Genomic DNA, 25,364 nt, shown 5'->3' on the forward strand with positions numbered 1-25,364 from the left:
CTGCTCTACGGAATGTCACTTATACGCGATGACGTTCTGAACCACCCTCTACCAAAGCACTCAGCCAAAGACAGATTGGTCACCTTCGTGCACTACGCGCTTGCATTCGCATCTGTCATCACACTGGCAGCCTCATCAATCATCCTGATTCTATCTTTCATCCCCACAACGGGATAAAAAACAACGGAGCCACCAATGGCAAAAGCCAAATGGCCTAAGTTGCCTAGTTACTGCGTTCCGCTATTTGATAGCGGAAGGATTTATCTTTGCAGGAGCAGAGATGAATTCAGGCAGGCAATGAACTTCATTGGGGCGTCATCTGACAAAATAGAATCTCTGAATGGCTTGTGCAGGCATTTTGAGAATGAAACGACAAACGAAAATATATACATGCTTGGCGTGTTCAATGGAAAGGAATCGACTTTAGTTCACGAGTGCGCGCATGCGACATTTTTCATATGCAATGACTATGGCGTAACCGTGGACACAGGCGCGGCAAACGAAACGTACTGCTACATGCTAGAACGTATGTTTAGTAACTTCCTTCCATATCTGAAACAGGAATAAAAATGGCAAACATTACCACGATCACAGATGTGAATGAATTAAATCTGAGCTTGTATCGACTTACTCAGCGCGATACGGCTGCAGCGAAGAAGGCGATCGCATTCGTTGGTGGCGACAAGCTCAAACACGAGCTGTTCATCGATGGTTATGCATTAGCTGCTAGTGAGCCTGTTGTAGCACGAACTGATAAAGCCATTCAGATCGCCACTGAAGCGTTAGCACTTTTCAATACTGGAGTCTGACATGCCACTTAAAAAAGGTAAGTCGAAGAAGGTAATCAGCGAGAACATCGCGACCGAGATGAAAGCCGGGAAACCGCAAGACCAGGCTATCGCAATTGCCATGAACAAGGCTGGCAAAAAGAAACCCAAGAAAGGAGCTAAGTAATGGCTATTACTGCTATCCAGACAGCAACGGCAGGCTCAGTCGCTAATCTCGTTACGGTTGTTAAAGGCCACATCGCTGCGTCTCAATATCCCAATGGCGGCATCAAAGGCGTTCACGCTACTACCAGTAAGGTTGAATACTTCCAGCAGGTAGCGACAGGCGGCACAGCGGTTACTGATTACGATATCGTGACAAGCCGGGATCGTGCTGACTTCACCACTAAATGCAACGCGAAGATTACTGCAGGCTTCCTGCCTATCGGTGACCTGTGTGTCATTCAGATGGGTCCAGGTCGCACAGTAGAGTACGCGCAAGCATTCACTAAGGCTTAAGGTGATTTATGGCAGCGCCCAAAGATAACAAATATGCCGAAGGGAACAGCGGCAAGCCTACTCAGTACAAACCTGAGTATGCAGCGCAGGCAGAGAAGCTTTGTTTGCTGGGCGCTACAGATGATGAGCTTGCTGATTTCTTTGATGTGCATCGCTCAACTATCTATCGCTGGAAACTTGAGCATGAAGAGTTTTGCAACTCCATAAAAGCCGCCAAGGAAATTGCCGATGAGCGAGTAGTAAGAAGCTTGTACCAAAAGGCAACTGGATATAACTACGTCGAGCAGCAGGCGTTCAAACTTAAGGTTGACCAGCACGAAGAAGAAATTGAAGTGGTTGATGTTGAACGTCATGCGCCAGCAGATACAACCGCCGCAATCTTCTGGCTCAAGAACAGACAGAAAGACCAGTGGCGAGATAAGCAAGAGGTGGCTCATACCCATCATTTCGAAAATCTAAGTGACGATGAAATTGATCGAAGACTTACGGAGTTAGAAAATGGACAAGCTTCCGCCTCGGCACAATCTGAGCAGAGAGCAGAAGATTGAGCTAATTCAACTTCTAGAAGAAAAGCAGCGGCGTGAAAACGTATACCGTTATAAACGCTTCTACAAGTCACGCTATCCATGGCAAAAGAAATTCATCGCAGCAACATCTCAATTCACTCAGGTTGCATTAATCGCAGCTAACCGTACTGGCAAGACCGATACCGGCACAGGCATCGACGCTATACATGCAATGGGTGATTACCCTGAAGGATGGGATGGCCATAAGTTCGACAACGCACCGCTCATCTGGTGCCTTGGATACTCTGGTGAGAAATGCCGCGACCTGTTGCAGACACCTATTCTTGGTCGGCGTACTGACAATGGATGGGAAGGAGGATTAATCCCCGGAGAGTTGATTGTCGATACTGAGCCAATGCAGGGCACGCCTAATGCAGTTCGTTCAGCATACATAAGGCACAAGTCAGGACAGCTGGCAAAGATTCAGTTCTGGTCATACTCGCAAGGTCAACACGCCCTGATGGGTGATGCCGTCGACTGGTTCCATATCGATGAAGAGCCAAAGGACGCGACGATTTATCCGCAGGTTCTTACTCGTACCGCAACCGGCGACAAAGGAAATGGTGGTCGCGGCATCCTGACGTTTACCCCAGAGAACGGACGAACTGACCTGGTTATCGCCTTCATGGATAACCCATCATCTGGTCAGCATTGCATGAACGTTGGCTGGGATGATGCTCCGCACCTGAGCGAGAAGGTCAAGAAAGACCTGCTTGAATCCTATCCTCCACACCAGAAGGACATGCGAACTAAGGGCATACCAATGCTCGGACATGGTCGCATCTATGACCTTGGCGAAGATTTCATTAAGTGCGATCCGTTTCCTATCCCTGACCACTGGCTTGTTATTGATGGCATGGACTTTGGTTGGGATCACCCGCAGGCACATGTGCAATTAGCCTGGGATATTGAGAACGAAGCATTTTATCTCACTCGCGCTTACAAGGCGCGGCAGGTATCTCCAGCAGAAGCATTCAGCGCCGTTAAGGCATGGGCTGACAATGTTCCTACTGCATGGCCTCCTGATGGCTTGCAGACAGAGAAAGGCTCCGGACTACAGCAGAAGTCATATTACGAAGAAGCTGGATTCCAGATGCTTCCAGAGCATGCTCAGTGGGAGGATGGCAGCAGAGCAGTAGAGCCTGGATTGTTCGAGATATACGACCTGATGCGAAGAGGTAAGTTCAGAGTGTTCTCTGGCCTGCGTGACTTCTTCGAAGAGTACAACTTCTATCACCGCGACGAGAAAGGAAAGATTGTGAAGGTGCGCGACGACATTCTCGATGCCGTCCGTTACGCCTACATGATGCGTCGCTATGCAATTCGTTTTGCAGATATAAAGAATCCTCCAGTTGAAGAGGATGTCTACGTTCCCTCATCCTCCGGTTGGTAAAAATGGCAGAGACATTAGAGAAAAAACATGAGCGCGTCATGCTCAGGTTTGACCGCGCCTATACGCCGCAGCAAGACGTGCGCGAAAAGTGCATTGAGGCTACGCGATTCGCTCGTGTCCCTGGCGGTCAATGGGAAGGAGCAACGGCAGCGGGAACCAAGCTTGATGATCAGTTTGAGAAGTACCCAAAGTTTGAGATTAACAAGGTAGCGACCGAGCTTAACCGCATCATCGCCGAATACCGAAACAACCGTATCACCGTTAAGTTTCGCCCTGGTGACAAAGAGGCCAGCGAAGAGTTAGCCAATAAGCTCAACGGCCTGTTCCGCGCAGACTACGAAGAGACTGACGGTGGCGAGGCTTGCGATAACGCGTTTGATGATGCTGCGACAGGTGGCTTTGGCTGCTTCCGCTTAACATCGATGCTGGTCAACGAGTATGACCCGATGGATGAGCGCCAACGCATCGCTATTGAGCCCATCTACGACCCGTCACGCTCTGTCTGGTTTGATCCTGACGCTAAGAAGTACGACAAGTCAGACGCTATGTGGGCGTTTTGCATGTACTCGCTCTCTCCCGAGAAGTACGAAGCGGAATATGGCAAGACTCCTCCCGCATCGCTTGATGTAACGACGATGACCAGTTGGGAGTATGACTGGTTCGAGCCTGAAGTTGTGTACATCGCCAAGTACTACGAAGTGCGCAAAGAGTCGGTAGACGTAATCAGCTATCGCCAGCCGCTAACTGGAGAGATTGCTACCTACGACAGCGACCAGATTGAAGATATTCAGGATGAGTTAGCCATTGCAGGTTTCGAAGAGGTTGCACGTCGTTCTGTTAAGCGTCGCCGCGTCTATGTCTCAGTGGTTGATGGGCAGAACTTCCTTGAGAAGCCTCGCCGCATTCCCGGTGAGCATATCCCGCTCATCCCTGTGTATGGCAAGCGCTGGTTCATTGACGACATAGAGCGTGTAGAGGGTCACATTGCAAAAGCGATGGACCCGCAGCGGCTCTACAACCTTCAGGTTTCTATGTTGGCCGACACTGCTGCGCAAGACCCTGGGCAGATTCCTATTGTCGGCATGGAGCAGATACGAGGCCTTGAGAAGCACTGGGAGGCTCGCAATAAGAAACGTCCTGCGTTCCTGCCATTACGTGAAGTGAAGGATAAAGCCGGAAACATTATCGCAGGTGCAACGCCAGCAGGATATACGCAACCAGCAGTCATGAACCAGGCTCTTGCCGCGTTACTCCAGCAGACCAGCGCAGACATTCAGGAAGTAACCGGTGGCAGCCAGGCAATGCAGCAGATGCCTAGCAACGTTGCCCAGGAGACAGTTAACAACCTGATGAACCGATCTGACATGGCATCGTTCATCTACCTGGACAACATGGCTAAGAGCCTTAAGCGTGCAGGTGAAGTCTGGCTGTCGATGGCTCGCGAGGTTTATGGTTCAGACCGTGAGGTTCGCGTTGTCAACGAGGACGGCACTGACGACATCGCCTTAATGAATGCGCAGGTAGTTGATCGCCAGACTGGTCGAGTAGTTGCTCTGAATGACCTTTCCACAGGTCGTTACGATGTAACTGTTGATGTTGGTCCAAGCTACACAGCCAGACGTGATGCAACCGTATCCGTTCTGACGAATGTCCTCAGCACGATGCTACCAAACGACCCTATGCGTCCTGCTATTCAGGGAATCATCCTGGATAACATCGATGGTGAAGGTCTGGATGACTTCAAAGAGTACAACCGCAACCAGTTGCTTACCTCAGGCATTGTTAAGCCGAGAAACGAGAAAGAGCAGCAGATTGTCATGCAGGCACAGCAGGCAGCAGCCAACCAGCCTAACCCCGAAATGCTCATTGCACAGGCTAATCTGGTTGCAGCACAAGCCGAAGAGAAGAAAGCAGACAACGAAACGCGCAACACGCTCATCAAAGCGTTTACTGCGCAGCAGGATGCACAGGAAAGCCAGGCTAACGTTGTTTACAAGCTTTCTCAGGCAGAACACATCAACAAACAGGGCGTCATGGATGCTATCAAGCTCCTGAATGAAGTCCTTCAATCGCAACAATCACAAATCCCTACATCACCACAGTCACCGGCAGACTCAATGCCGAGCTAAGCAGGAGTAATCAATGGAAAGCGAACTGATCATCGACGGTCAGGTTATTGACCTGTCTGAAAAACAGGAATCAGCCGAAGAAGTAACCGCTGAGCAGCCGAAACCTGAGGAGAAAGTCCAGGAATCTGAAGTGAAAGCGGAGACCGAGAGTGAACAGGCCGAAGAGCAGCCGGAAGAATACTCCCTGCGCGTCGGTGATGAAGAAATCCCCCTGACGGAAGAGGATGACGATCATGTTGATGGTCAGCCTGCGCCTCAGTGGGTGAAAGATTTACGCAAGAACAACCGCGAGAAAGATAAAGAGTTACGGGAACTGCGCCGCCAGCTTGAGCAAGTTCAATCCAGGCCATCGGAGCAGCTACCACAGCAGCAAACAGACGTCATCCCGCCCAAGCCGACTCTTGAGTCGTGCGAATACGACGAGGAAGCGTTTGAACAGGCAATGACTGACTGGCATGAGAAAAAGAGCCGTGCCGAACAGCATAAGCAGCAACAGGAGCGTCAGCAGCAGGAAAACATTCAGAAGTTCCAGCAGAGACTTCAGAAGCATCAGGAACGAGCCACAAAGCTTCCGGTTAAAGACTATCGGGAGACAGAGGAAATCGTCCGTCGTGAGCTTCCAGTTATTCAGCAGGAGATTCTGATTCATGCAGCAGACGAGGGTTCAGAGCTGATCGCCTATGCGCTCGGTAAGAATCCACAACTACGCCAGCGTGTAGCCGCTGAGACAGACCCAATTCGCGCAGCATTCCTCTTAGGCCAGATTAGCAAGCAAGTAAGCCTTGCGCCGAAGCCTAAGAAAGCCATCAAACCAGAGCCGGAAGTTCGCGGTGGCGGCGCTGATGCGAAACAAGATGACTTCAACAAACTCTGCCCCGGCGCAAAAATCGAATAAAGGAAACTGCTAAATGGCTACTAACGATCTCAACAGTAACGTCAGTCAAATCGTTCTGAAAAAATTCCTGCCTGGCTTCATGTCCGATCTGGTACTCGCTAAAACCGTCGACCGCCAGTTGCTGGCTGGTGAAATCAACTCCAGCACCGGCGATAGCGTAAGCTTCAAGCGCCCACACCAGTTCGCGTCTTTGCGTACTGCGACAGGTGACATCTCAGGACAGGCTAAGAACAACCTGATCTCCGGTAAAGCCACTGGCAAAGTCGGTAACTACATCACCGTCGCCGTGGAATACGGCCAACTGGAAGAAGCTATCAAGCTTAACCAGTTGGATGAAATCCTGGCACCTGTGCGTCAGCGCATCGTCACCGACCTGGAGACTGAGCTTGCCAAGTTCATGATGAACAACGGCGCTCTGTCACTGGGTAGCCCAAATACCCCAATCAACAAATGGTCAGATGTTGCTCAGACAGCATCCTTCCTGAAGGATTTGGGCGTGGAAGAAGGTGAGAACTACGCGGTAATGGACCCATGGTCTGCACAGCGTCTGGCGGATGCTCAGTCCGGACTGCATGCTTCTGACCAACTGGTTCGCACCGCATGGGAGCAGGCTCAGATTGCTTCTAACTTTGGCGGTATCCGTGCTCTGATGTCCAATGGCCTGGCATCTCGCACTCAGGGCGCATTTGGCGGTACTCTGACAGTATCTTCTACCCCTACCGTTACCTACAACGCGGTGAAAGATACCTATCAGTTCACTGTAACCCTGGCTGGCGCAACAGCATCTATCACTGGCTTCCTGAAGGCTGGCGATCAGATTAAGTTCACCAACACCTACTGGCTGCAGCAGCAGAGCAAGCAGGCTCTGTATAACGGCTCTACGCCTATTAGCTTCACCGCGACAGTTCTGGCTGATGCTAACTCCACTGCAGGCGGCCTGGTTACTGTGACGCTGTCTGGTGTGCCGATTTACGACACTACCAACCCACAGTACAACGCAGTAAGCCGCGCTGTAACTGCAGGTGATGCAGTGACCGTGATTGGTACCGCAAGCCAGACCATGAAGCCGAATCTGTTCTACAACAAATTCTTCTGCGGTCTCGGCACCATCCCTCTGCCAAAACTGAACAGCATCGACTCAGCAGTGGCTACCTACGAAGGCTTCTCTATCCGCGTACACAAATACGCAGACGGTGACGCTAACGTGCAGAAAATGCGTTTCGACTTGCTGCCTGCCTACGTGTGCTTCAACCCACACATGGGCGGACAGTTCTTCGGCAATCCGTAATCACAAGGGGCTTCGGCCCCTTTCTTTTTGAGGAGACGATATGGATCGCATGAGCGTATTCCTTACCGCAGATAACGAAGCGGGTCATGTTCAGGCCGTTATCGTAGAGAAAGACTTCCCGATTTACGAAAAGCTCGGCTTTGTCGCATCAGTCGATGACCTGAAGCCAGCAACCAAACGCGGACGTAAGGCGGCAGACAATGGCGACGACTCTAACAAAGGGTGAGATTGTTAACTTTGCATTGAGAAAGCCAGCCCTGGCTTCTAATGCGACGCTAACTGATGTAGAGCCCCAATCTGTAGAAGATGCCATTCACGACCTAGAAGATATGATGTCCGAGTGGATGATTGTTCCTGGTGACATTGGATATATCTTCGCGGCGGATGGTGAGGAGCCGTTGCCTGACGACGACTCCGGACTGCCGCGTAAATACAAGCATGCTGTTGGCTATCAGCTTATTTTGCGGATGATAACAGACTACGGGCTGGAGCCAACTCCGCGCACAGAAACAAACGCTCAGCGCTCATATGACGCACTCCTGACAGACACGCTTGTCGTTCCATCAATGCGCCGTCGTGGTGACTTCCCTGTTGGTCAGGGCAACAAATATGACGTGTTCACATCTGACCGCTACTACCCTGGCGATCTGCCACCGATAGACGGTGATGTTCCAAATCCATAGGTGAGTAAATGCCGATTCAGCAATTGCCGTTAATGAAGGGGGTCGGCAAAGACTTCACCAATGCCGATTACGTCGATTTCCTGCCGGTGAACATGCTGGCAACTCCTAAAGAGGTTCTTAATTCCAGCGGTTACATGAGATCTTTCCCGGGAATAACCAAGGTATCAGACGTTGCTGGCACATCTCGCGGAGCCGATTACAACACATCTCAAAACGTCGTATATCGGGTTATGGGTGGAAAACTATATAAGGGTGATTTAGTAGTAGGAGATGTTACCGGTTCTTCCAGGGTTTCGATGGCACATGGAAGAACGTCACAAGCAGTCTGCGTTAACGGCAATATAGTTGAGTACCGCTATGATGGAACGACAAGTACCGTTCTTAATTGGCCAGTAAGCAGCGGATATGCACAGTATGATTTGGGTTCAGCTCGCGATGTAACAAGATTACGTGGTCGTTACGCATGGTCGAAAGATGGTTCTGATTCTTGGTTTATTACTGACCTTGAAGATGAATCGCACCCTGACAGATATGCTGGAGAATACCGTGCTGAATCTCAACCTGACGGAATTATAGGTATCGGCACATGGCGTGACTTTGTAGTGTGCTTCGGATCAACAACAACAGAGTATTTTTCACTTACTGGAGCAAGTAACTCTGGAGCGCCTATATACGTATCAAATCCGGCGTACATGGTGTCAAAAGGTATCGCTGGAACATTTTGCAAATGCGTATTTATGGATGCTTATGCCATTGTAAGCAATCCGGCCACAGGTGCGCCGTCTGTGTATATCATAGACTCTGGACGCGCAACTCCGATAGCAACTGCAAGTATAGAGAAAATTCTTCGTGACTACGATGCTGATGAACTGGCTGCATCAATTATGGAATCCCTGCGATTCGATTCTCACGAACTTCTGTTGATTCACTTGCCACGCCATGTGTTGGTATATGACGGTACAGCTTCGCAGGGCGGCCCACAATGGTGCATCCTGAAAACAGGCTTGTATGACGATGCGTACAGAGCTATTGACTTTATGTATGAAGGGAATGCGATCACCTGCGGAGATAAACTTGAATCAGTGAAAGGGGCTCTTAAATTCAACATTTCCAGTCAGTACGAAAGCCATCAAGAACACCTGTTATTCACACCGCTTTTCAAAGCTGATAATGCTAGGGTATTTGATTTAGAGGTAGAGTCGTCGACAGGAGTGGCACAATACGCAGATCGTTTATTCCTTTCAGTGACAACGGACGGAATAAATTATGGAAGAGAGCAGATGATTGAACAAAACTCTCCTTTCGTTTACGACAAGCGCGTCATCTGGAAGCGCGTAGGCCGCATTAGAAAAAGTGTTGGATTCAAACTACGTATTATCACTAAGTCACCTGTCACATTATCGGGTGCACAGATAAGGATTGAGTGATGGCCGATCCGTCCCTTAAAAACCCAGTAACCCTTAGGGCAACCAATTTAAGCGCAAAATCACTACCTACTGGGTATAGCCCAGCGTATGAACAATATATTCTGTCTCAGAATGTTGATTTCATCAGTGTTGCTGCCAAAGCAAATGAAGCAGGGCAAGGTGCTTACGATGCTCAGGTTAAAAATGATGAGCAGGATATCACACTCGAAAATCACGAGGAGCGTATTTCAGCAGCTGAATTAACTATTGCTGACCACGAAGTACGTATTGATGCGGCCGAAATTACACTAGCAAACCACGAATCGCGTATCGCTTCTCTGGAATATGCTACCACACGTAAGAAATCTGAGGTTGTTTATACAGGAATATCGCAGGTAATCCCTACCACAGCCACAAATCTTGTTACGATGCTTAAGGCCCTTACTCCGACATCCGGTACGCTTTCGCCGTTCTTTAATACAACATCGAACAAGATGGTTGTATTCAACGAGAACAAGACACTGAATTTTAAACTATCTCTGATTGGAAGTTACCCAGCAGGAACCACAAACCGTTCGATGCAGCTTACTTTTTCCGGATCGGTTCCTGATACTCTAGTAGCAAGTCGTAACTCAGCAACAGCTACTGATAACATTCTCCTTGCAACATTCTTTAGTGTAGATAAGGGAGGATTCCTTGCAACAAATGGCAGCACTATCACCATTCAGGCAAATGGCGGTGCATTTACAGCAACGACAATCAAAATTATCGCGGAGCAATGATGATTACATTCAAGCCAACGCGAGATGCCGATTTGGTTGAGGCTGTAGGAAATCATCCAGAAATCATCGCTGGTAGTAATAACGGTGACGGTTACGACTATAAGCCTGACACGAAATACTTCGAAGTCCACGTGCATGGTGAGTTCGGAGGCATCGTCTATTACCACGAGACGCAGCCGCTAACCTTCGACACTCACGCGATGTATTTGCCAGAAGCAAGGGGATTCAGCTTCGATATTGCGATGGCGTTCTGGCGATATTTGCTTGCAAACACCGGATTCGCCTGTGTGATGTCCTACGCCGCGCGTAAATTCCGTCATGGTCAGATGTACTGCTCTTCAATCGGGTTAAAACGCGTAGGAACCATCCGCAAATACTTCAAAGGCGTCGATGACGTCACTTTCTACTCAGCAACACGTGAAGAAATTCAGGAATTCCTTTCCCGTCATTCAAAATAGGTAAAATTATGCTCATTTTTCAATTATCGAGTAAGCACCTCGAGAATCGCCTATATCTGAAAGGTGGGAAAGGTGGTGATGGTGGGGCTGGCGCGCAGGCAAAGGCGCTGAATAAGCAAACAGAGCTCCAGCGTGAACAGTGGAACACCATCATGAACAACCTTGCGCCATTTACCCCTCTAGCTCAGCAATATGTCCAGCAATTGCAAGGACTGTCAACACTACAGGGTCAGAATGATGCACTTAACAGCTATTACAATTCAGGGCAGTACAAAGGACTTGCAGACCAGGCTCGATATCAGACATTACAGTCTGCAGAAGCAACAGGCGGCCTTGGATCAACTGCTACAAGCAATCAATTGGCCGCTATCGCTCCAACTTTAGGACAAAACTGGCTTTCTGGTCAGATGCAGAATGCGCAAAACCTAGCAAACATTGGCCTTGGCGCATTACAGGGACAAGCTAACGCAGGACAGACTTATGCTAACAACATGGGCTCACTATACCAGCAACAGGCCAATCTAGCCGCAGCTAATGCAAATAGACCATCAGGGTTGCAGTCTGCACTTGGCGGTGGATTGAGTGGTGCAGCCTCTGGTGCTGCTCTTGGGAGCATTATCCCAGGAATTGGCACAGGCATTGGCGCAGCAGTTGGCGGTGGATTAGGCCTGCTTGGCTCTCTATTCTAAGAGGTAATCATGGCTACATGGCAAGGAACAAATGGTGGATTACTGGCTGGTATTGGTGGTGTTAACTCCAACGCACCAGGAGTGAGTGATGCCAATACGGCATTGAGCCTGATTCGTCAGAACAATGACCTTGAGCGCTCAGGTGCCAATAACATCGGTCTGCAGGCACTGCAGGGATTGAGCGGACTGGCTGACGTATATCAAAAGAATCAGCAGGCTCAGCGCCAGCAGGAGTTTCAGCAGTTATATGCTAATGCGTATGCGTCAGGTGATCGCAATGCGTTACGTCAACTTGCCACCCAGTATCCAGACCAGATTGATGCTGTGCGCAAAGGTATGGGATTCATCGATGAAGACCAGCAGAAAGCGGTTGGTAATCTTGCTGCAGGAGCTCGCCTTGCTGCCACTTCTCCTGAAGCAATGGGAACATGGCTGCAGAATAACGCGGCGGAGCTCCAGCGAGTCGGACTCAATCCTGCTGACGTAGCGCAGACATACCAACAGAATCCGCAGCAGTTCGGTGAATTTGTTGATCACCTTGGAATGGCAGCGCTTGGTCCCGTTGATTACTTTAATGCTCAGGACAAGATAGCTGTTCGCGCAATTGACAGAGACAAACTTGCTGAGCAGATTCGCAGCAATCAAGCTGGAGAGGCTCTGACGGCAAGAGGCCAGGATATTACTATTCGAGGTCAAAACATTAGCGCACAAAACGCGGCATTGTCTCGCGAGATTCAGCGGGCGGAGCTTCAGGATAAGGTTCTCGATCGTCAAATCGCACGAGAAACCAACCAGATTAAACTGGAAGATCTTAAACAGAAGCAGGCTGATGTGCGCCAAAAGGCCGATATAGCACGAGCAGACCGTCAGGCTGCAGCCCAAGGTGCGGTTGATACATTCAGTACCGCACTGGATTCTCTTGGTGAGCTTGAGAAAAGCCCAGGCCTATCGAAGGCTGTTGGTGTTCGCTCTGCATTTCCGACAATTCCCGGCTCTGATGCGGCCAACTTCGAAGCGCGGCTTGATACATTCAAGGCTCAGACGTTCCTGCCAATGGTATCCAGCCTAAAGGGGATGGGGGCTTTATCAGATGCAGAGGGTAAGAAGTTATCTGATGCTGTAGGTGCATTGAGCCCGAAAATGAGCGAAGAAGCTTTCAGGTCATCAATTGGTAAAATTAGATCGCAGCTTGAAAGCAAGCTTGGCAGTGTTAAAAAGCAGTTCGATTATCAAGAGCCAGCAGCGCAATCGCCTGCTCAGAAACCTGTTCAGCAATCTCAACCAGCACAGCAATCACAGCAAAGCACCGGCTTCTCTTCACTATGGGGTGACTAATGGCTAAGGCATGGAAAGACGTTATTGCCTCTCCGCAGTATCAGGCATTGGCACCAGAGCAGAAGGCGCAAGCTCAGGAGCAATATTTTAATGAGGTAGTTGCTCCACAGGCTGGCAGCAATGCAGAGCAGGCTAAACAGGCTTTCTATGCTGCATATCCAGTGCCATCAGCAGAGCCACAGCAGGCACAACAACCTCAGCAGCAAGCGCAGCCACAAGAACAAGGCGGCTTCCTGTCTGACCTTGGAAATGCAGCAGCAGAAACAGGAAGAGGCTTACTTCAGGCTGGCGTTAACCTGGCAAACATCCCTGCATCAATGGCTGACGCTGTGGTAAGTGCAGGTGCATGGGCGGGAAATAAGCTGGGATTAGGTGATGGAACATATCAGCCAGCGCCACGAGTAACCACTGAAGGTTTGGCTCAGGATTTAGGGCTTCAGCAGGGGGCGCTAACTCCACAGACTACAGAAGGTAAAATCTTTGCTGAAGCATTGCCATATCTCACACCGGTAGGTGCTGAACGAGTAGCCACTCAAGCTCCGACGATTGCCGGTCGTCTAGCGCAGGGTGCATCCCGCTTACTAGCAGAAAACGCAGTAGGTTCTATGGCTGCGAATAGTGAGCAGAATGACCCATCAGCACTAGCTACCGACCTCGGAACTGGTGTTGTATTGGGTGGCGCTATTAATCAGCTTGGACGTGTTGCTGGAGCTGCATATCGTGGTGTTAAAGGTGCAATCTCACCAGAAGCGCAGCAGGCTATCCGATTCGCTAATTCTGCTGATGCCCCTCTGCATACAACTGACGTTCTGCAGCCTAATTCGCGCGTCGGCCGCATGGCGCAAACAACAGCTGAGAATATTCCATTCGCAGGCACTAGCTCAATGCGTGCAGGCCAGCAGGAAGCTCGCAGTCAACTGGTAGATGAGTTTGCGTCACGATTTGGAGAGTACGACCCATCCATCGTAATTGGCAGCCTAAAGGCAAAGACGTCAGGAATTCGTAAAGCAGCCGGAAACCGTCTTGAGCAGGTACAAAGTGCAATGACCGGTGTAAACCTCCAGCCTACGCGAGCCATACAGCAAATAGACGACGAAATTGGAAAACTGCAGAAATTAGGCGAGGTCGCCGACTCAGATACAATTAGTAAACTTCAATCCTACAGAAATGAATTAGCTAAAGGAAACGTAGATCTTGAACAATTAAGCAGGCTAAGAACGCAGTTCAGAATGGATGTTAGAGGAGAGAGGACACAGATGCCTCCCCCAGCAGAGGCAGCAGTTCAGCGCGTCTACAAGGCTATGACAGGAGATATAGACAACTCCATAGGACAGAACCTTGGAAACGACACGCTGCGCCGTTATAAGCAAGCTAATGCGGTATACGCTGACGAGGCTAGCAAGCTCCAGAATACACGCTTGAAGAATGTTCTGATGAAAGGTGATTTAACACCGGAAGTCGTGAATAACATGCTTTTCAGCAAGAACAAATCAGAAGTGCAGAACCTTTATAACTCTGTCGGTCAGATTGGTAGAGCTCAGATGCGTAATGGCATTATTGGCAAGGCAATGGAGAAATCAGGTGGATCACCTGACCAGTTCCTTCGACAGGTTAATCTGATGTCTAACCAGACAGGAATTGCATTTAAGGGGCGTGATGCTGCCTATCTGAAAGGACTTAAGAACTACCTGGAGTCAACGAAGAGAGCAGGGCAGGCTGGGGTGACCACACCAACCGGCCAGCAGGCGATCCCTTTCATTATGGGCATTGGAACTGTAACTAACCCGGCGTTATTAGGGGTTGGCGGAGGATATGGATTGCTTGCAAGGATGTATGAGAGCGAGCCAGCACGTAATGCAATGCTTCGACTGGCTAATACTCCACGAGGCTCTACCGCATTTGAGAAAGCCCTATCTGATGTTGAGCGTGTTGTTAACTCATTCTCTCAGGGTGCTAAATCAGAAGCCTTAAGTGAATAAAATCTTGCCAACAACAAGTCCGAACATCAAGAACGCAAAGTTTAATAAGTCTCTGTCCATAAATCCTCCATTCTTTAAACCAATTATAACCGACCTTAATGCAACGCTACGCAAGTTTTAGCTTGTGTGGCTTTGCTGCGCCCGGAGCACAGTAAATGTCAGACATCATTGCTAATGTCGTTGTAAGCCAGCCAGCTCAACTTTTTACCATCGCTCGCCAATTTAAGGCAAACGCGAATGGTAGAATTTACATCGGTAATATTGACACCGACCCAGTTAACCCAGCCAATCAAATTCAGGTTTATCTTGAGAACGAAGATGGAAGCCACGTCCCAGTTACTCAGCCGCTTATCATCAATGCTGGAGGCTACCCAGTCTATAATGGTCAGATTGCGAAGTTTGTGACTGTGCAGGGCCATTCTATGGCTATCTATGATGCTTATGGGACACAGCAGTTCTACTACCCTAACGTGCTTAAATACGACCCTGACCAGTTCACAACTCGACTTGCAGGTGGTGATGTTGGAGAGGGGGATGCTCTTGTTGGGGTAAAGCAAGCAACTTCAAATTCAGTCTTAATAACCCAACATGATATAAATCTGCAAACGGTATCTATCCAACAATATGGAGGGAAAGATGATTACAATGGAACTTCTGGCACCAATAGCTGGTCCTCATTATTGAATATCATTTCCGACTTTCCGAACGGTTGCCGAATTAGATTACCTAAAACAGTAGGAGGAACAGGGCGTTATTTTATGAATGGCACCGGTGGTTCTGCCGACATGTCTAAATATTATCTTGACATAGATCCAGGTGTAGACGTGACCCATACTGGGTCAAACACTCCACTTATCGGGCCCGGGCTAGTTGTTAATCGAGAATTAAAAATAAAACTTACCACGCTTGGTTACACATACCATCTAAGCCCAACACCCTACGGTGCTGTATCTGGTAAGCCCTATGTGCTTAGCTCTGGAGATGGGGAAGCACCCATTCTTGAGCGTGGCAACACATCCACTGAAATGGCGTTCAATACCGTTAATCCATCTACTGGCGCACAGTCTGCAGCAACTGCAAGCGCAGACGGAGAAATAGCGTCTTTCAATAATATTCCAAGCGGCCAATTTATCGTCGGCCATTTCTCTGTTCGACCTGGATGGGAGTATCACGCTCAGGTCACAATGCCTGGAGCAACAGCAAGTGCCTCAGCATACATTCAGACAGAGAATGGATGGATTATGTATTGCCAGCCAATAGGTGGTGGGGTGATTACGCGATATGTATTCCTTGAAGGGTTTGCGGTGCAATCAGTAAGCATATCAAATCCTCTGTCAGATAATCCCGCATATAATATGGGGGTGGCTGAAATAGGTATTAAAGTCCACTCACCGACGTCATTCTCATTGCTCTGTAACCATGTAGAAATCTCCCGTATGGATGGGATCACATCTAATATAATCCGAGTAGGGTGGGGAGCCGGATTTGCTAACAACACCAATACTGCATACATCTCTTATCCAGCCAGGGTGAAAAGCAACTTCACATATGGCATGCGACCATTGCGAATAGTAACCGTTGGCGACTCAACTGCAGATAAAGTTAACCCATTTTCATGGGTTAACCATATGATACGAGTAGCCAGTGGTGTCGGCGGTATACAGTTCAAATCTGTTCTTAATCAGGCGATATCTGGGCAGACATCTATCCAGCAAGCTCAGATTTTCAACAGCACTGACTTCCAATCTCTTGGGGGATTCGATTATGCGTTAATAGATGTCGGAATTAACGATATCGGGGGAGGTGCTACGGCATCGCAATTTATCAACTCAATTGTGAGCATGGTAAACACATGTACAACGTACAACATGATCCCTATCATCGGTATTCCTGCAATGTTTTATAACCAGTCGGCGGCTGCCCCATACGGTCAAACAGGTCAGGGAACTGCGAATGCGGACCGTGGTGCACCCTATCGCCTGCAGTTGCTTCGCAAGCTGGCGGAGCTTAACGTGCAGGTTGCCATGCTTCCCATCCAGGACATGGGGGCTATAGTTCCAAGCCTGCTTGGAAATACATCACTTGACCCGGTTGTACAGGACAACGTGCACCAGAGCGCATGGGGTGGAGAACTTAAAGGTATGGGGTGGGCAAAGGCATTGATAGGATTTATGTTTTCAAACGTAAGGAAAAATATTGCCTCAAGAACGATAAAACCAGCATGGATACCTTCTGCAATATCCGGAAGCTACGGTGTGGCATCCAAGCCATCATTCTCTGTTGTCGGGAATGAGTTTTCGATGTCAGGCCTGATGGATACCCCAGCACCAGTTCCGGACAACACCATTATTTTACAACTTCCGCAGGCTTATGCGCCTACTGAGCAGCGGTATATACCAGTAACCTGCCAGGATGTATCTGGAGTATTCCTGACCAGTGTGGCAACTGCTAGGATAGACACAACAGGGAGCATTGCTGTTCGTGGCGTGCCATCTACATCACGCTATATCTTCTTCGGGAACATTCACTACTCCCTTCCAGACTAACTGGCAAACCGACATGGCAGGGACGCCTGTCATCAAAAATTATGCCGCCAAAAAGATCGAGAAATGCCACGGTAAACCCTGTATATTTGTTTCCACTTTACGGTTGGCATCGCTGGATGTGATGTTGTTATCTATATTTTTGGCGAATTATCATGCAATCAACAAGCAAAGAACGAATTATAGGGCCAGATATATTACGCGGGTTTGCCGCGATATCAGTGATAATTGTGCACCTTATCGCACAATCAGGTATTGATTTCGGCCCTGTCGTTTCGCAAATTGGCAGTAGATTTACAGCAAGTGTGACATTATTTTTTGCGATCAGCGCATTCTCTATTGCATATACATACAATGATGAGTTCATAAACAAGTCAGATTTTAAAGCATTCTTTATTAAGCGCTTTTTTAGGCTTGCACCATTGTTTTACTTCGCAATGCTTGTTGAAGGTGTGATTATATTCAATGCATTCAACCACCTTCCTTCTTTATTTGAATTGTTAATGTCAGGTACGTTCCTGTTCAATCTTGTTCCAAAAATGCAGAATGGTATTGTATGGGCGGGCTGGTCTTTGAGTATTGAATGGGTGTTCTATCTTCTTTATCCAGTTATATTTGTTCTATGTAACCATAAAAAGCTCATAGCTATACTATGGCTTATATCGATATTCGTATCATCAAATATTGCACTTGCACCAGGCGCTACTGGTATTGAAGTCTATATGAACATCCTGAACCATATGGTTTTCTTTATCTCTGGTATCGCTGTATATTTATGGCTTCCTGAATTAAGAAAGGCCAGGGGGGTAGTGGGCAACAACGCTGGAATGGTAAGTGGTATAGCGCTGACCGTGATGTTTGCGTTGCTTATTTATTACTTTAGCCTTAAAGATTACCCTGTAAATATGTACCTGTTTTACTCATTGATCTGGATTGGCATGATTTCCGTTTCGATCATCGGGATGCCATCTCTCATAAACACTAGATTTACCAGATTCTTAGGTAAAGCAAGTTATAGCATTTATTTAATGCATGGTATCGTACTCTATTTACTCGAAAGCACGCATGTGTTTGTATATATTAATCAAATTGGTGTTAGTCCTGTAGTTAAGTTTCTCATCGCTGCATTTGTGGCTTGTGGCTTAACAGTTATTGCATCCAGCATCACTTACAAATACATAGAAGTTCCTGGCATGAACTTTGGTAAATGGATTATAAAACGCAAGACCAAGAAAGATAATATGTCTGAATCTGCCGCATAATAGAAAAAGGCCGCTTTATGCGGCCTTTTTTTACTCATCTCTGAAATAAACATCACCATCTTCGCATGAATATTTTATTTTTTTCAGCGCCGGACTGGCTGTAAAGACAGGATCGCCTTCCTTCGTTATATCAGTTCTAATGCATTTATGTTCCTTACTGAACGCTTGCCAGTCATTCACTTCAGGAGAAGAGCCGTTTCTCATTTTTGCTATTATGGTCAGAAACGCAATCGCGGCAACAGCAGTAAGGGCCGTTTTGTAGTTCTTATTCATTGATATTCACTATATAAAAATGATTGTGCGTATTCTGTAATATGGGGCAGGCATTGTAAAGCAAGTTATCCTACTAAAGACACGCACCATAGCTAAGTAGCCTCTTCGGTGTTACATGAATTCATAGTGAGCAATGATTGATTGGGGGTGAGTAATTTAGAAAATGAAACGAACCTGACACCATGCTGCTAAATAAAACATACCAAATAACAGATGCTTAGAGAAGTTTAGTTTGTTTCTTTGTATCTTAGTATTGATCAAAGTTTGCCATCAGTAATACTGTATGCGTATACAGTATTATTGAGGTGCATCATGGGATTTCCATCGCCAGCAGCAGACTACGTTGAAGAACGCATATCACTCGACAAGCGCATCATCACCAGGCCAGCGGCCACGTACTTCATGCGAGCCGGTGCGACGCATTACCGGGAAGGCATCCTCATTGGTTCGCTTCTCGTTGTCGACGCATCGCTAACTCCGTGTGACGGATCACTGCTGGTATGTACTGACGAAGGTGAATTCAGGATTAAGCGCTACCGGACTCACCCGCAACCGCATCTGGAGAATCTGGAGAATGGCAGGAAGGAGTTTTTGCGGATAAAGGATGAGATGGCTGATTCCGATCGGCCAGTGTTCGGCGTGATCACCTACATCATCAACGATGCGCGTTCTGGCGAGTTTGATGATTGTCCGGTGATGTGATGGGGAAAAGGCATAGCTATGCCCTCAGGCATGGCTGTGCACTCTCTGTGTCACAGGTGTGTCATACATGGATGCCACATAACGAAACGCAGAAGCATGTAACGACACATAATGACACAAATCACGTGCGAGCGCGGAAAAACTAATGACATTACAGTGTGTTAAATAGTACTCTACGTTCTTCTAAGCCGTAGGTCGTAGGTTCGAATCCTACAGGGCGTGCCATTTCATTTCATAGAGTTACGCCTCACTCACATCCTCCTGATTTCCGTTGTGGGACATATTTGGGACATCGACCCTAAAATTTATCGGTCATGAAGGACATTTATGTGGTATCTACTCGCGATTTCGCTTGCCGCACTTTCCCTTAATAAAAGCCTGGCTTACCTGCTGCTGGGATTAACGGCATTTCTCGGCTGGAAACAGAGCATTCTTGACGCCCCGGCGCTGCTGGTTATTGCATCAATCGTTATTGGCTGGTCTGTTGTTGAATGGCTACGTAATAAAGATGATAAATATACTTATCTGATTGAAGGCCTGTGCGTGGTCATCGCCGTTGCCCTGGTTATGCATGTGCTCCCGGGCTTCCATAATCCCAAAGTGCTGGATGCTGTCGTCGTTGGTCCGCAAAGCATACCGTTCAGTATGTACTTTAATATGGACAAGGCGGTGGTGCCGTTCTTTTTAATTACGTGCATGCCAACGCTATTCGTAGCAAAACCCCTCTATAAAATTGGCAAGCTCAGCTGGGGAATATTGGTACTTGCGGTACCCGCGCTGTTACTTCTGGCTGTGGCGTTGGGCGGGCTGAGAATTGAGCCACATGCGCCAGAATGGTTCGCGCAATTTGCCCTTGCGAATATTTTCTTCGTCTCTTTGGCCGAGGAAGCCCTGTTCAGAGGCTACCTGCAGCAGCGCTTGTCCCGGATCGTTCATCCTGTTGTCGCGTTGTTGATTGCCTCAGTCATCTTTGGGCTGATGCATTTTAGCGGCGGTTTACTACTGATTATTTTTGCCAGTCTCTCCGGCATTATTTACGGCCTGGCGTGGATGTGGAGCGGCAGGCTCTGGGTTGCAACGTTATTCCATTTTGGACTGAACTGCGTGCATTTATTGTTCTTCACCTATCCTGTGTATGCCCCTCATGCGGCTATGTAATGCTTTTTAAATGAGTAGCCTAATAAATTTAGCTACCTCCGGATAACCATAAAAAGCCCCCGCAATATCGGGGCTTTTTTATATCTGCCGGGAGCGCGAATAACAGATTTACCTTCGCGCCATAATGAATAGAAGGCTAATGAATTTCGTTGTTGGCAGGCTTAAGGTTTTCTTAATCTAGAAATTATCTCGCATTAAAATTTGGATTTTTATCATTACAAAATCTGCTAAAAAGAAATTTTACACTTTTACGCGTAAACTGGATTGATACTAATTATCATTAGCGTTGTTGTATGCTTTAATCCTGTCCCACAAAGCTATGAGTGGTTACTCCCGTTGGTCTATTAAGGATATGTTCATGAATTCTCGCCTGCTGTCCTGCTTCTCGCTTGCCTTGTTGTCTTCATCCCTTTTCCTTTCCACACAATCGGTTGCCGCCGATAACAACGACGGTATCGTTGTCTATAACGCGCAGCATGAAAACCTGGTGAAGTCGTGGGTTGACGGTTTTACCAAAGAAACCGGGATTAAAGTGACTTTGCGTAATGGTGATGACAGCGAGCTGGGTAACCAGCTGGTTCAGGAAGGCAGCGCATCGCCGGCAGACGTATTCCTGACGGAAAACTCGCCATCCATGGTGCTGGTGGATAACGCCAACCTGTTTGCACCGCTGGATGCCGACACTCTGGAGCAGGTACCGGCAGAGTATCGTCCGGCGCACGGCCGCTGGATCGGCATTGCCGCCCGCAGCACCGTATTCGTCTATAACCCGGCGAAGCTGAGCGAACAGCAGCTGCCTAAATCGCTGATGGATCTGGCGAAACCCGAGTGGAAAGGCCGCTGGGCGGCATCTCCTTCAGGCGCCGATTTCCAGGCCATCGTGAGCGCGATGCTGGCCCTGAAAGGCGAAAAAGCCACCCTGGAATGGCTCAAGGCGATGAAAGCCAACTTCGTTGCCTATAAAGGTAACAGCACGGTGATGAAAGCGGTCAATGCTGGTCAGATTGATGGCGGGGTGATTTATCACTACTACCGCTTTGTCGATCAGTCCAAAACCGGTGAAAACAGCAAAAACACCCAGCTCTACTACTTCAAGCACCAGGATCCGGGCGCGTTCGTAAGCCTTTCCGGCGGTGGCGTGCTGGCGTCCAGCAAACACAAAGCGCAGGCGCAGGCCTTCATCAAATACATTACCGGCAAAGAAGGTCAGGAAAGTCTGCGTACCAACAACGCCTTTGAATACGCCGTGGGTGTGAACGCGGCCTCCAACCCGAAACTGGTTCCGCTGAAAGATCTTGATGCGCCGAAAGTTGAACCTTCAACGCTCAACAGTAAGAAAGTTATCGAGCTGATGACGCAAGCCGGTCTGCTGTGATCCTGAGAGTGAAGTGAACGTCTTATGTCTGGTCTGAGTCTCGACATCGGAAAAAACAGAGTGCAGGAGCCTGCTCGCAGGCGTCCTGCACTGCCGATGGTTGCGTTAGCTGTCTTGTTTTCATTACTGGCGCTTCTGCCTTTGGGTTTTATCGTTGCCATTGGCATTGAGACGGGCTGGGAAACGATAAAGGCGCTGGTGTTTCGCCCGCGTGTGGCTGAGCTGCTCAGCAACACGCTGTGGCTGACGGCTTTAGCGGTTCCGCTGTGTATCGTGACGGGCGTGGCGATAGCCTGGCTCACCGAGCGCACGCAGCTTGCCGGGCGAGGGATCTGGTCTGCACTGGCGGTCGCCCCGCTGGCGATCCCCGCGTTTGTGCAAAGCTATGCCTGGGTGAGCGTTGTTCCGTCCATGCACGGGCTCTCCGCGGGCGTGTTTCTCTCCGTTCTGGCCTACTATCCCTTTATCTACATGCCGGTTGCGGCGGTGCTGCGCCGCCTTGACCCGACGCTCGAAGATGTGGCCGCATCGCTCGGCACCCCGCCGTGGCGGGTCTTTTTCCGCGTGGTGTTGCCCCAGCTCAAGCTGGCTATCTGCGGCGGCGCGCTGCTGGTGGCGCTGCACCTGCTGGCGGAATATGGCCTGTACGTGATGATCCGCTTTGATACCTTCACCACGGCAATTTATGACCAGTTTCAGTCTACCTTCAGCGGCCCGGCGGCAAACATGCTGGCGGGCGTGCTGGCGTTATGCTGCCTGGCTATCTTAGTGCTGGAAGGCGTGACGCGTGGAAAGGCACGCTACGCGCGCATTGGCGCCGGTGCCGCGCGCGAACAGAAACGCTGGCCGCTGAAGCCTGCGGCTGCCGCGCTGGGGCAACTGTTTTTCATCGTGCTGATCGTGCTGGCGCTGGGCGTGCCGTTGGTTGTCCTGTGTCGCTGGATTTGGCTCGGCGGTGTGGAAAACTGGATGAGCGCCGATCTCTGGCATTCGCTGCGCCAGACGCTGATGCTCGGCGTGGGCGGCGCGCTGCTGACGACGACGTGCGTGATCCCCATCGCGTGGCTCGGTATCCGCTATCCGCACCGTATCTTCCGGATGCTGGAAGGGTGCATCTATATCACCAGTTCGCTGCCGGGCATTGTCACGGCGCTGGCCCTGGTCACCGTCACCATTCACTACGCCCGTCCCATTTACCAGACGGAAATAACCCTGTTCCTTGCCTATCTGCTGATGTTTATGCCCCGTGCGCTCATCAATCTGCGGGCGGGAATTGCGCAGGCACCGGTTGAGCTGGAAAACGTGGCGCGCAGCCTTGGCAGCACGCCCGCGAAGGCGCTCTGGAGCGTCACGATGCGGCTGGCCGCGCCGGGTGCGGCGGCGGGAGCCGCGCTGGTTTTCCTCGGCGTCAGCAACGAGTTGACCGCCACGCTGTTGCTCTCTCCCCTGGGCACGCGCACGCTCTCCACCGGATTCTGGGCGCTGACCAGCGAAATTGATTATGTGGCTGCGGCACCTTACGCGATGCTGATGATCCTGATTTCCCTCCCGCTGACCGCCATTCTCTATATGCAGTCGAAGAAAATTGCAGGGCTATGACATGCTTGAATTAACCGCCATTTCTAAATCGTTTGCTGATGTGCAGGTGCTCGACAGCTTAAACCTGAGCGTTGCGCCGGGGAGCAGAACGGCCATTGTCGGGCCGTCGGGGTCGGGTAAAACCACGCTGCTGCGTATTCTTGCCGGGTTTGAGACGCCCGACACCGGACGTATTGTCATGCAGGGAAGAACGCTGTTTGATGAAAACCGTTTTGTCCCAGCCCACCAGCGCGGGATCGGTTTTGTGCCGCAGGAGGGCGCACTGTTCCCCCACCTCAACGTGGCAGATAACATTGCCTGGGGGCTGGACGGGACCCGCCACGAGAAGCGCCAGCGCGTTGAGGCGCTGATGGAGATGGTCTCGCTGGACAGGCAGCTCGCAACACACTGGCCCCACGAGATTTCCGGCGGACAGCAGCAGCGCGTGGCGCTTGCTCGTGCGCTGGCCCAGCGTCCTTCACTGATGCTGCTGGATGAGCCGTTCTCGGCGCTGGATACCGGCCTGCGCGCGATGACGCGTAAGGCAACGGCCGATCTGCTGGCCGAAGCGGGCGTGGCCTCGATTCTGGTCACCCACGACCAGAACGAAGCGTTGTCTTTTGCCACGCAGGTTGCCGTCATGCGTTCCGGACGTTTCACGCAGGTCGGGACGCCTTATGAGGTTTACACCCGTCCCGTTGACGAAGAGACGGCGCTGTTTCTTGGTGATGCGTTAATCCTGCCTGCGCAGCTCACCGCGGGCTACGCCCTGTGCGCCCTGGGTGAGGTGCCGACGGACAACGCGCAGGCGACAGGGCAGGGCAGAGTGATGCTGCGCCCGGAGCAGCTGAGCGTGACGGCATGTGCCTCACATGAAAGCCCAATCTCCATTCTTGATGTGGATTTTACCGGCCACCTGTCGACGCTCACCCTTGGGCTCGCCGGGCAGCACGAGCCCGTGACCCTGAAGACCGTCAGCCAGCCAGGATGGAACCCGGGCACGGCGGTACGCATTGATATTGCTGGCGCCGCGCGTATATTCGACTATTCTTAATATTCGTTAATAATTTCATGCAATGGGTTGTTATAAAAGAATTTTCCCGAAAAAATGGCATTTCCTGAGATTCTCTACCATGCTCATAAAACCTCACCATAATGCGTGAGGTTTTTCGTAGTTGCTGATTAATCTCAAGGAAAAAGGTTATGAAAAAGACGACTGCTATTTTGTTGGGAACGGCGTTACTGTTTACGACCAATGCTTTTGCTGCCCAACTGCTGACTAAAAATGAGTTCAAGAAAGTCGAGTCTCAGTATCAAAAAATCGGTACGGTAAGCACTTCAAATGAAGTATCGGTTGATGATGCAAAAAAAGAACTGATTGAGAAAGCCGATAAGCAAGGCGCGGATGTTCTGGTGCTCACCTCAGGGAACACCAACAATAAAATTCACGGTACGGCCAATATCTACAAGAAAAAATAACGTCACTGCAGCCACCCCGTGTTCGGGGTGGCTGTTCCTCCCCTGTCTCCCCATCTCTTCTTGTTGTTCGCAGTTACGCTTGCTAACGCATGGATAATGCGTATA

The 25,364-nt window shown here is 49.6% G+C and carries 25 protein-coding genes; 24 read left to right on the top strand and 1 reads right to left on the bottom strand.

Annotated features, from left to right (window positions below; genetic code table 11):
* The first annotated feature begins 569 nt into the window (after window positions 1–569).
* The 18 genes from BFG58_RS18605 to BFG58_RS18690 all read left to right on the top strand — a co-directional run bounded on the left by BFG58_RS18605 (window position 570) and on the right by BFG58_RS18690 (window position 18,694).
* Window positions 570–809: a DUF2560 family protein gene (locus tag BFG58_RS18605; RefSeq protein ID WP_069720288.1), complete on the top strand. Its 240-nt coding sequence runs from the start codon at window positions 570–572 to the stop codon at window positions 807–809.
* Between the two features lies 1 nt (window position 810).
* Window positions 811–954 carry a hypothetical protein gene (locus BFG58_RS24125; RefSeq protein WP_175430182.1) on the top strand — a complete coding sequence of 48 codons (144 nt, stop codon included), beginning with the start codon at window positions 811–813 and terminating at the stop codon, window positions 952–954.
* A complete protein-coding gene (locus tag BFG58_RS18610) occupies window positions 954–1,286 on the top strand; it encodes a DUF1737 domain-containing protein (protein ID WP_069720289.1) in 333 nt (110 codons plus the stop codon). The genes BFG58_RS24125 and BFG58_RS18610 overlap by 1 nt, the downstream gene beginning before the upstream one ends.
* A gap of 8 nt (window positions 1,287–1,294) precedes the next feature.
* Window positions 1,295–1,834 (top strand): hypothetical protein, encoded by a 540-nt coding sequence (locus BFG58_RS18615; RefSeq protein ID WP_069720290.1) that lies wholly within the window; start codon window positions 1,295–1,297, stop codon window positions 1,832–1,834.
* Entirely contained in the window at window positions 1,785–3,245 is a 1,461-nt protein-coding gene (locus BFG58_RS18620) for a terminase family protein (RefSeq protein ID WP_069720291.1), read from the top strand. Before BFG58_RS18615 ends, BFG58_RS18620 begins: the two co-directional genes overlap by 50 nt.
* Window positions 3,246–3,247: 2 nt before the next feature.
* Window positions 3,248–5,374 (top strand): portal protein, encoded by a 2,127-nt coding sequence (locus BFG58_RS18625; RefSeq protein ID WP_069720292.1) that lies wholly within the window; start codon window positions 3,248–3,250, stop codon window positions 5,372–5,374.
* Between the two features lie 13 nt (window positions 5,375–5,387).
* Window positions 5,388–6,269 carry a phage capsid protein gene (locus BFG58_RS18630; protein WP_069720293.1) on the top strand — a complete coding sequence of 294 codons (882 nt, stop codon included), beginning with the start codon at window positions 5,388–5,390 and terminating at the stop codon, window positions 6,267–6,269.
* Between the two features lie 13 nt (window positions 6,270–6,282).
* Window positions 6,283–7,557 carry a P22 phage major capsid protein family protein gene (locus BFG58_RS18635; RefSeq protein ID WP_069720294.1) on the top strand — a complete coding sequence of 425 codons (1,275 nt, stop codon included), beginning with the start codon at window positions 6,283–6,285 and terminating at the stop codon, window positions 7,555–7,557.
* A 40-nt stretch (window positions 7,558–7,597) separates the two neighbouring features.
* Window positions 7,598–7,783 (top strand): hypothetical protein, encoded by a 186-nt coding sequence (locus BFG58_RS18640; protein WP_069720295.1) that lies wholly within the window; start codon window positions 7,598–7,600, stop codon window positions 7,781–7,783.
* Window positions 7,758–8,240 carry a packaged DNA stabilization gp4 family protein gene (locus BFG58_RS18645; RefSeq protein ID WP_069720296.1) on the top strand — a complete coding sequence of 161 codons (483 nt, stop codon included), beginning with the start codon at window positions 7,758–7,760 and terminating at the stop codon, window positions 8,238–8,240. Before BFG58_RS18640 ends, BFG58_RS18645 begins: the two co-directional genes overlap by 26 nt.
* 8 nt (window positions 8,241–8,248) lie before the next feature.
* Window positions 8,249–9,667, top strand: a complete 1,419-nt coding sequence (locus BFG58_RS18650; protein ID WP_069720297.1) for a packaged DNA stabilization protein — start codon at window positions 8,249–8,251, stop codon at window positions 9,665–9,667.
* On the top strand, window positions 9,667–10,428 hold the full coding sequence (locus tag BFG58_RS18655) for a tail needle knob protein (RefSeq protein WP_069720298.1): 762 nt from the start codon (window positions 9,667–9,669) through the stop codon (window positions 10,426–10,428). Before BFG58_RS18650 ends, BFG58_RS18655 begins: the two co-directional genes overlap by 1 nt.
* Window positions 10,428–10,886, top strand: a complete 459-nt coding sequence (locus tag BFG58_RS18660; protein ID WP_069720299.1) for a DUF2824 family protein — start codon at window positions 10,428–10,430, stop codon at window positions 10,884–10,886. The genes BFG58_RS18655 and BFG58_RS18660 overlap by 1 nt, the downstream gene beginning before the upstream one ends.
* 8 nt (window positions 10,887–10,894) lie before the next feature.
* The gene (locus BFG58_RS18665) at window positions 10,895–11,575 is read left to right on the top strand and encodes a DNA transfer protein (RefSeq protein WP_069720300.1); all 681 of its coding nucleotides are present in this window, start codon (window positions 10,895–10,897) and stop codon (window positions 11,573–11,575) included.
* 9 nt (window positions 11,576–11,584) lie between these two features.
* Complete coding sequence (locus BFG58_RS18670) at window positions 11,585–12,910, top strand: phage DNA ejection protein (RefSeq protein ID WP_069720301.1); 1,326 nt, start codon at window positions 11,585–11,587, stop codon at window positions 12,908–12,910.
* Window positions 12,910–14,889: a DNA transfer protein gene (locus BFG58_RS18675; RefSeq protein WP_069720302.1), complete on the top strand. Its 1,980-nt coding sequence runs from the start codon at window positions 12,910–12,912 to the stop codon at window positions 14,887–14,889. Before BFG58_RS18670 ends, BFG58_RS18675 begins: the two co-directional genes overlap by 1 nt.
* Window positions 14,890–15,044: 155 nt before the next feature.
* Window positions 15,045–17,435: a phage tailspike protein gene (locus BFG58_RS23535; RefSeq protein WP_083261531.1), complete on the top strand. Its 2,391-nt coding sequence runs from the start codon at window positions 15,045–15,047 to the stop codon at window positions 17,433–17,435.
* A 152-nt stretch (window positions 17,436–17,587) separates the two neighbouring features.
* Window positions 17,588–18,694 carry an acyltransferase gene (locus BFG58_RS18690; protein ID WP_069720305.1) on the top strand — a complete coding sequence of 369 codons (1,107 nt, stop codon included), beginning with the start codon at window positions 17,588–17,590 and terminating at the stop codon, window positions 18,692–18,694.
* Between the two features lie 30 nt (window positions 18,695–18,724).
* On the opposite strand, the gene BFG58_RS18695 is transcribed toward BFG58_RS18690, so the two are convergent.
* Complete coding sequence (locus BFG58_RS18695) at window positions 18,725–18,967, bottom strand: hypothetical protein (protein ID WP_069720306.1); 243 nt, start codon at window positions 18,965–18,967, stop codon at window positions 18,725–18,727.
* A 312-nt stretch (window positions 18,968–19,279) separates the two neighbouring features.
* Here BFG58_RS18695 and BFG58_RS18700 point away from each other — a divergent pair, with 312 nt between their 5' ends.
* The 6 genes from BFG58_RS18700 (at window position 19,280) to yahO (ending at window position 25,259) form a co-directional block, all read left to right on the top strand.
* Entirely contained in the window at window positions 19,280–19,669 is a 390-nt protein-coding gene (locus BFG58_RS18700; RefSeq protein ID WP_069720307.1) for a S24 family peptidase, read from the top strand.
* A 327-nt stretch (window positions 19,670–19,996) separates the two neighbouring features.
* Window positions 19,997–20,827 carry a CPBP family intramembrane glutamic endopeptidase gene (locus BFG58_RS18705; RefSeq protein WP_069720308.1) on the top strand — a complete coding sequence of 277 codons (831 nt, stop codon included), beginning with the start codon at window positions 19,997–19,999 and terminating at the stop codon, window positions 20,825–20,827.
* 358 nt (window positions 20,828–21,185) lie between these two features.
* Complete coding sequence (locus tag BFG58_RS18710) at window positions 21,186–22,202, top strand: iron ABC transporter substrate-binding protein (RefSeq protein ID WP_069720309.1); 1,017 nt, start codon at window positions 21,186–21,188, stop codon at window positions 22,200–22,202.
* 24 nt (window positions 22,203–22,226) lie between these two features.
* Window positions 22,227–23,801 (top strand): iron ABC transporter permease, encoded by a 1,575-nt coding sequence (locus BFG58_RS18715; protein WP_069720310.1) that lies wholly within the window; start codon window positions 22,227–22,229, stop codon window positions 23,799–23,801.
* 1 nt (window position 23,802) lies between these two features.
* Window positions 23,803–24,834, top strand: a complete 1,032-nt coding sequence (locus BFG58_RS18720; RefSeq protein WP_069720311.1) for an ABC transporter ATP-binding protein — start codon at window positions 23,803–23,805, stop codon at window positions 24,832–24,834.
* A 149-nt stretch (window positions 24,835–24,983) separates the two neighbouring features.
* Complete coding sequence (gene yahO, locus BFG58_RS18725) at window positions 24,984–25,259, top strand: DUF1471 family periplasmic protein YahO (protein ID WP_021241596.1); 276 nt, start codon at window positions 24,984–24,986, stop codon at window positions 25,257–25,259.
* Window positions 25,260–25,364 lie beyond the last annotated feature (105 nt).

Source organism: Enterobacter sp. ku-bf2, assembly GCF_001742765.1.
Classification (GTDB): domain Bacteria; phylum Pseudomonadota; class Gammaproteobacteria; order Enterobacterales; family Enterobacteriaceae; genus Enterobacter; species Enterobacter quasiroggenkampii.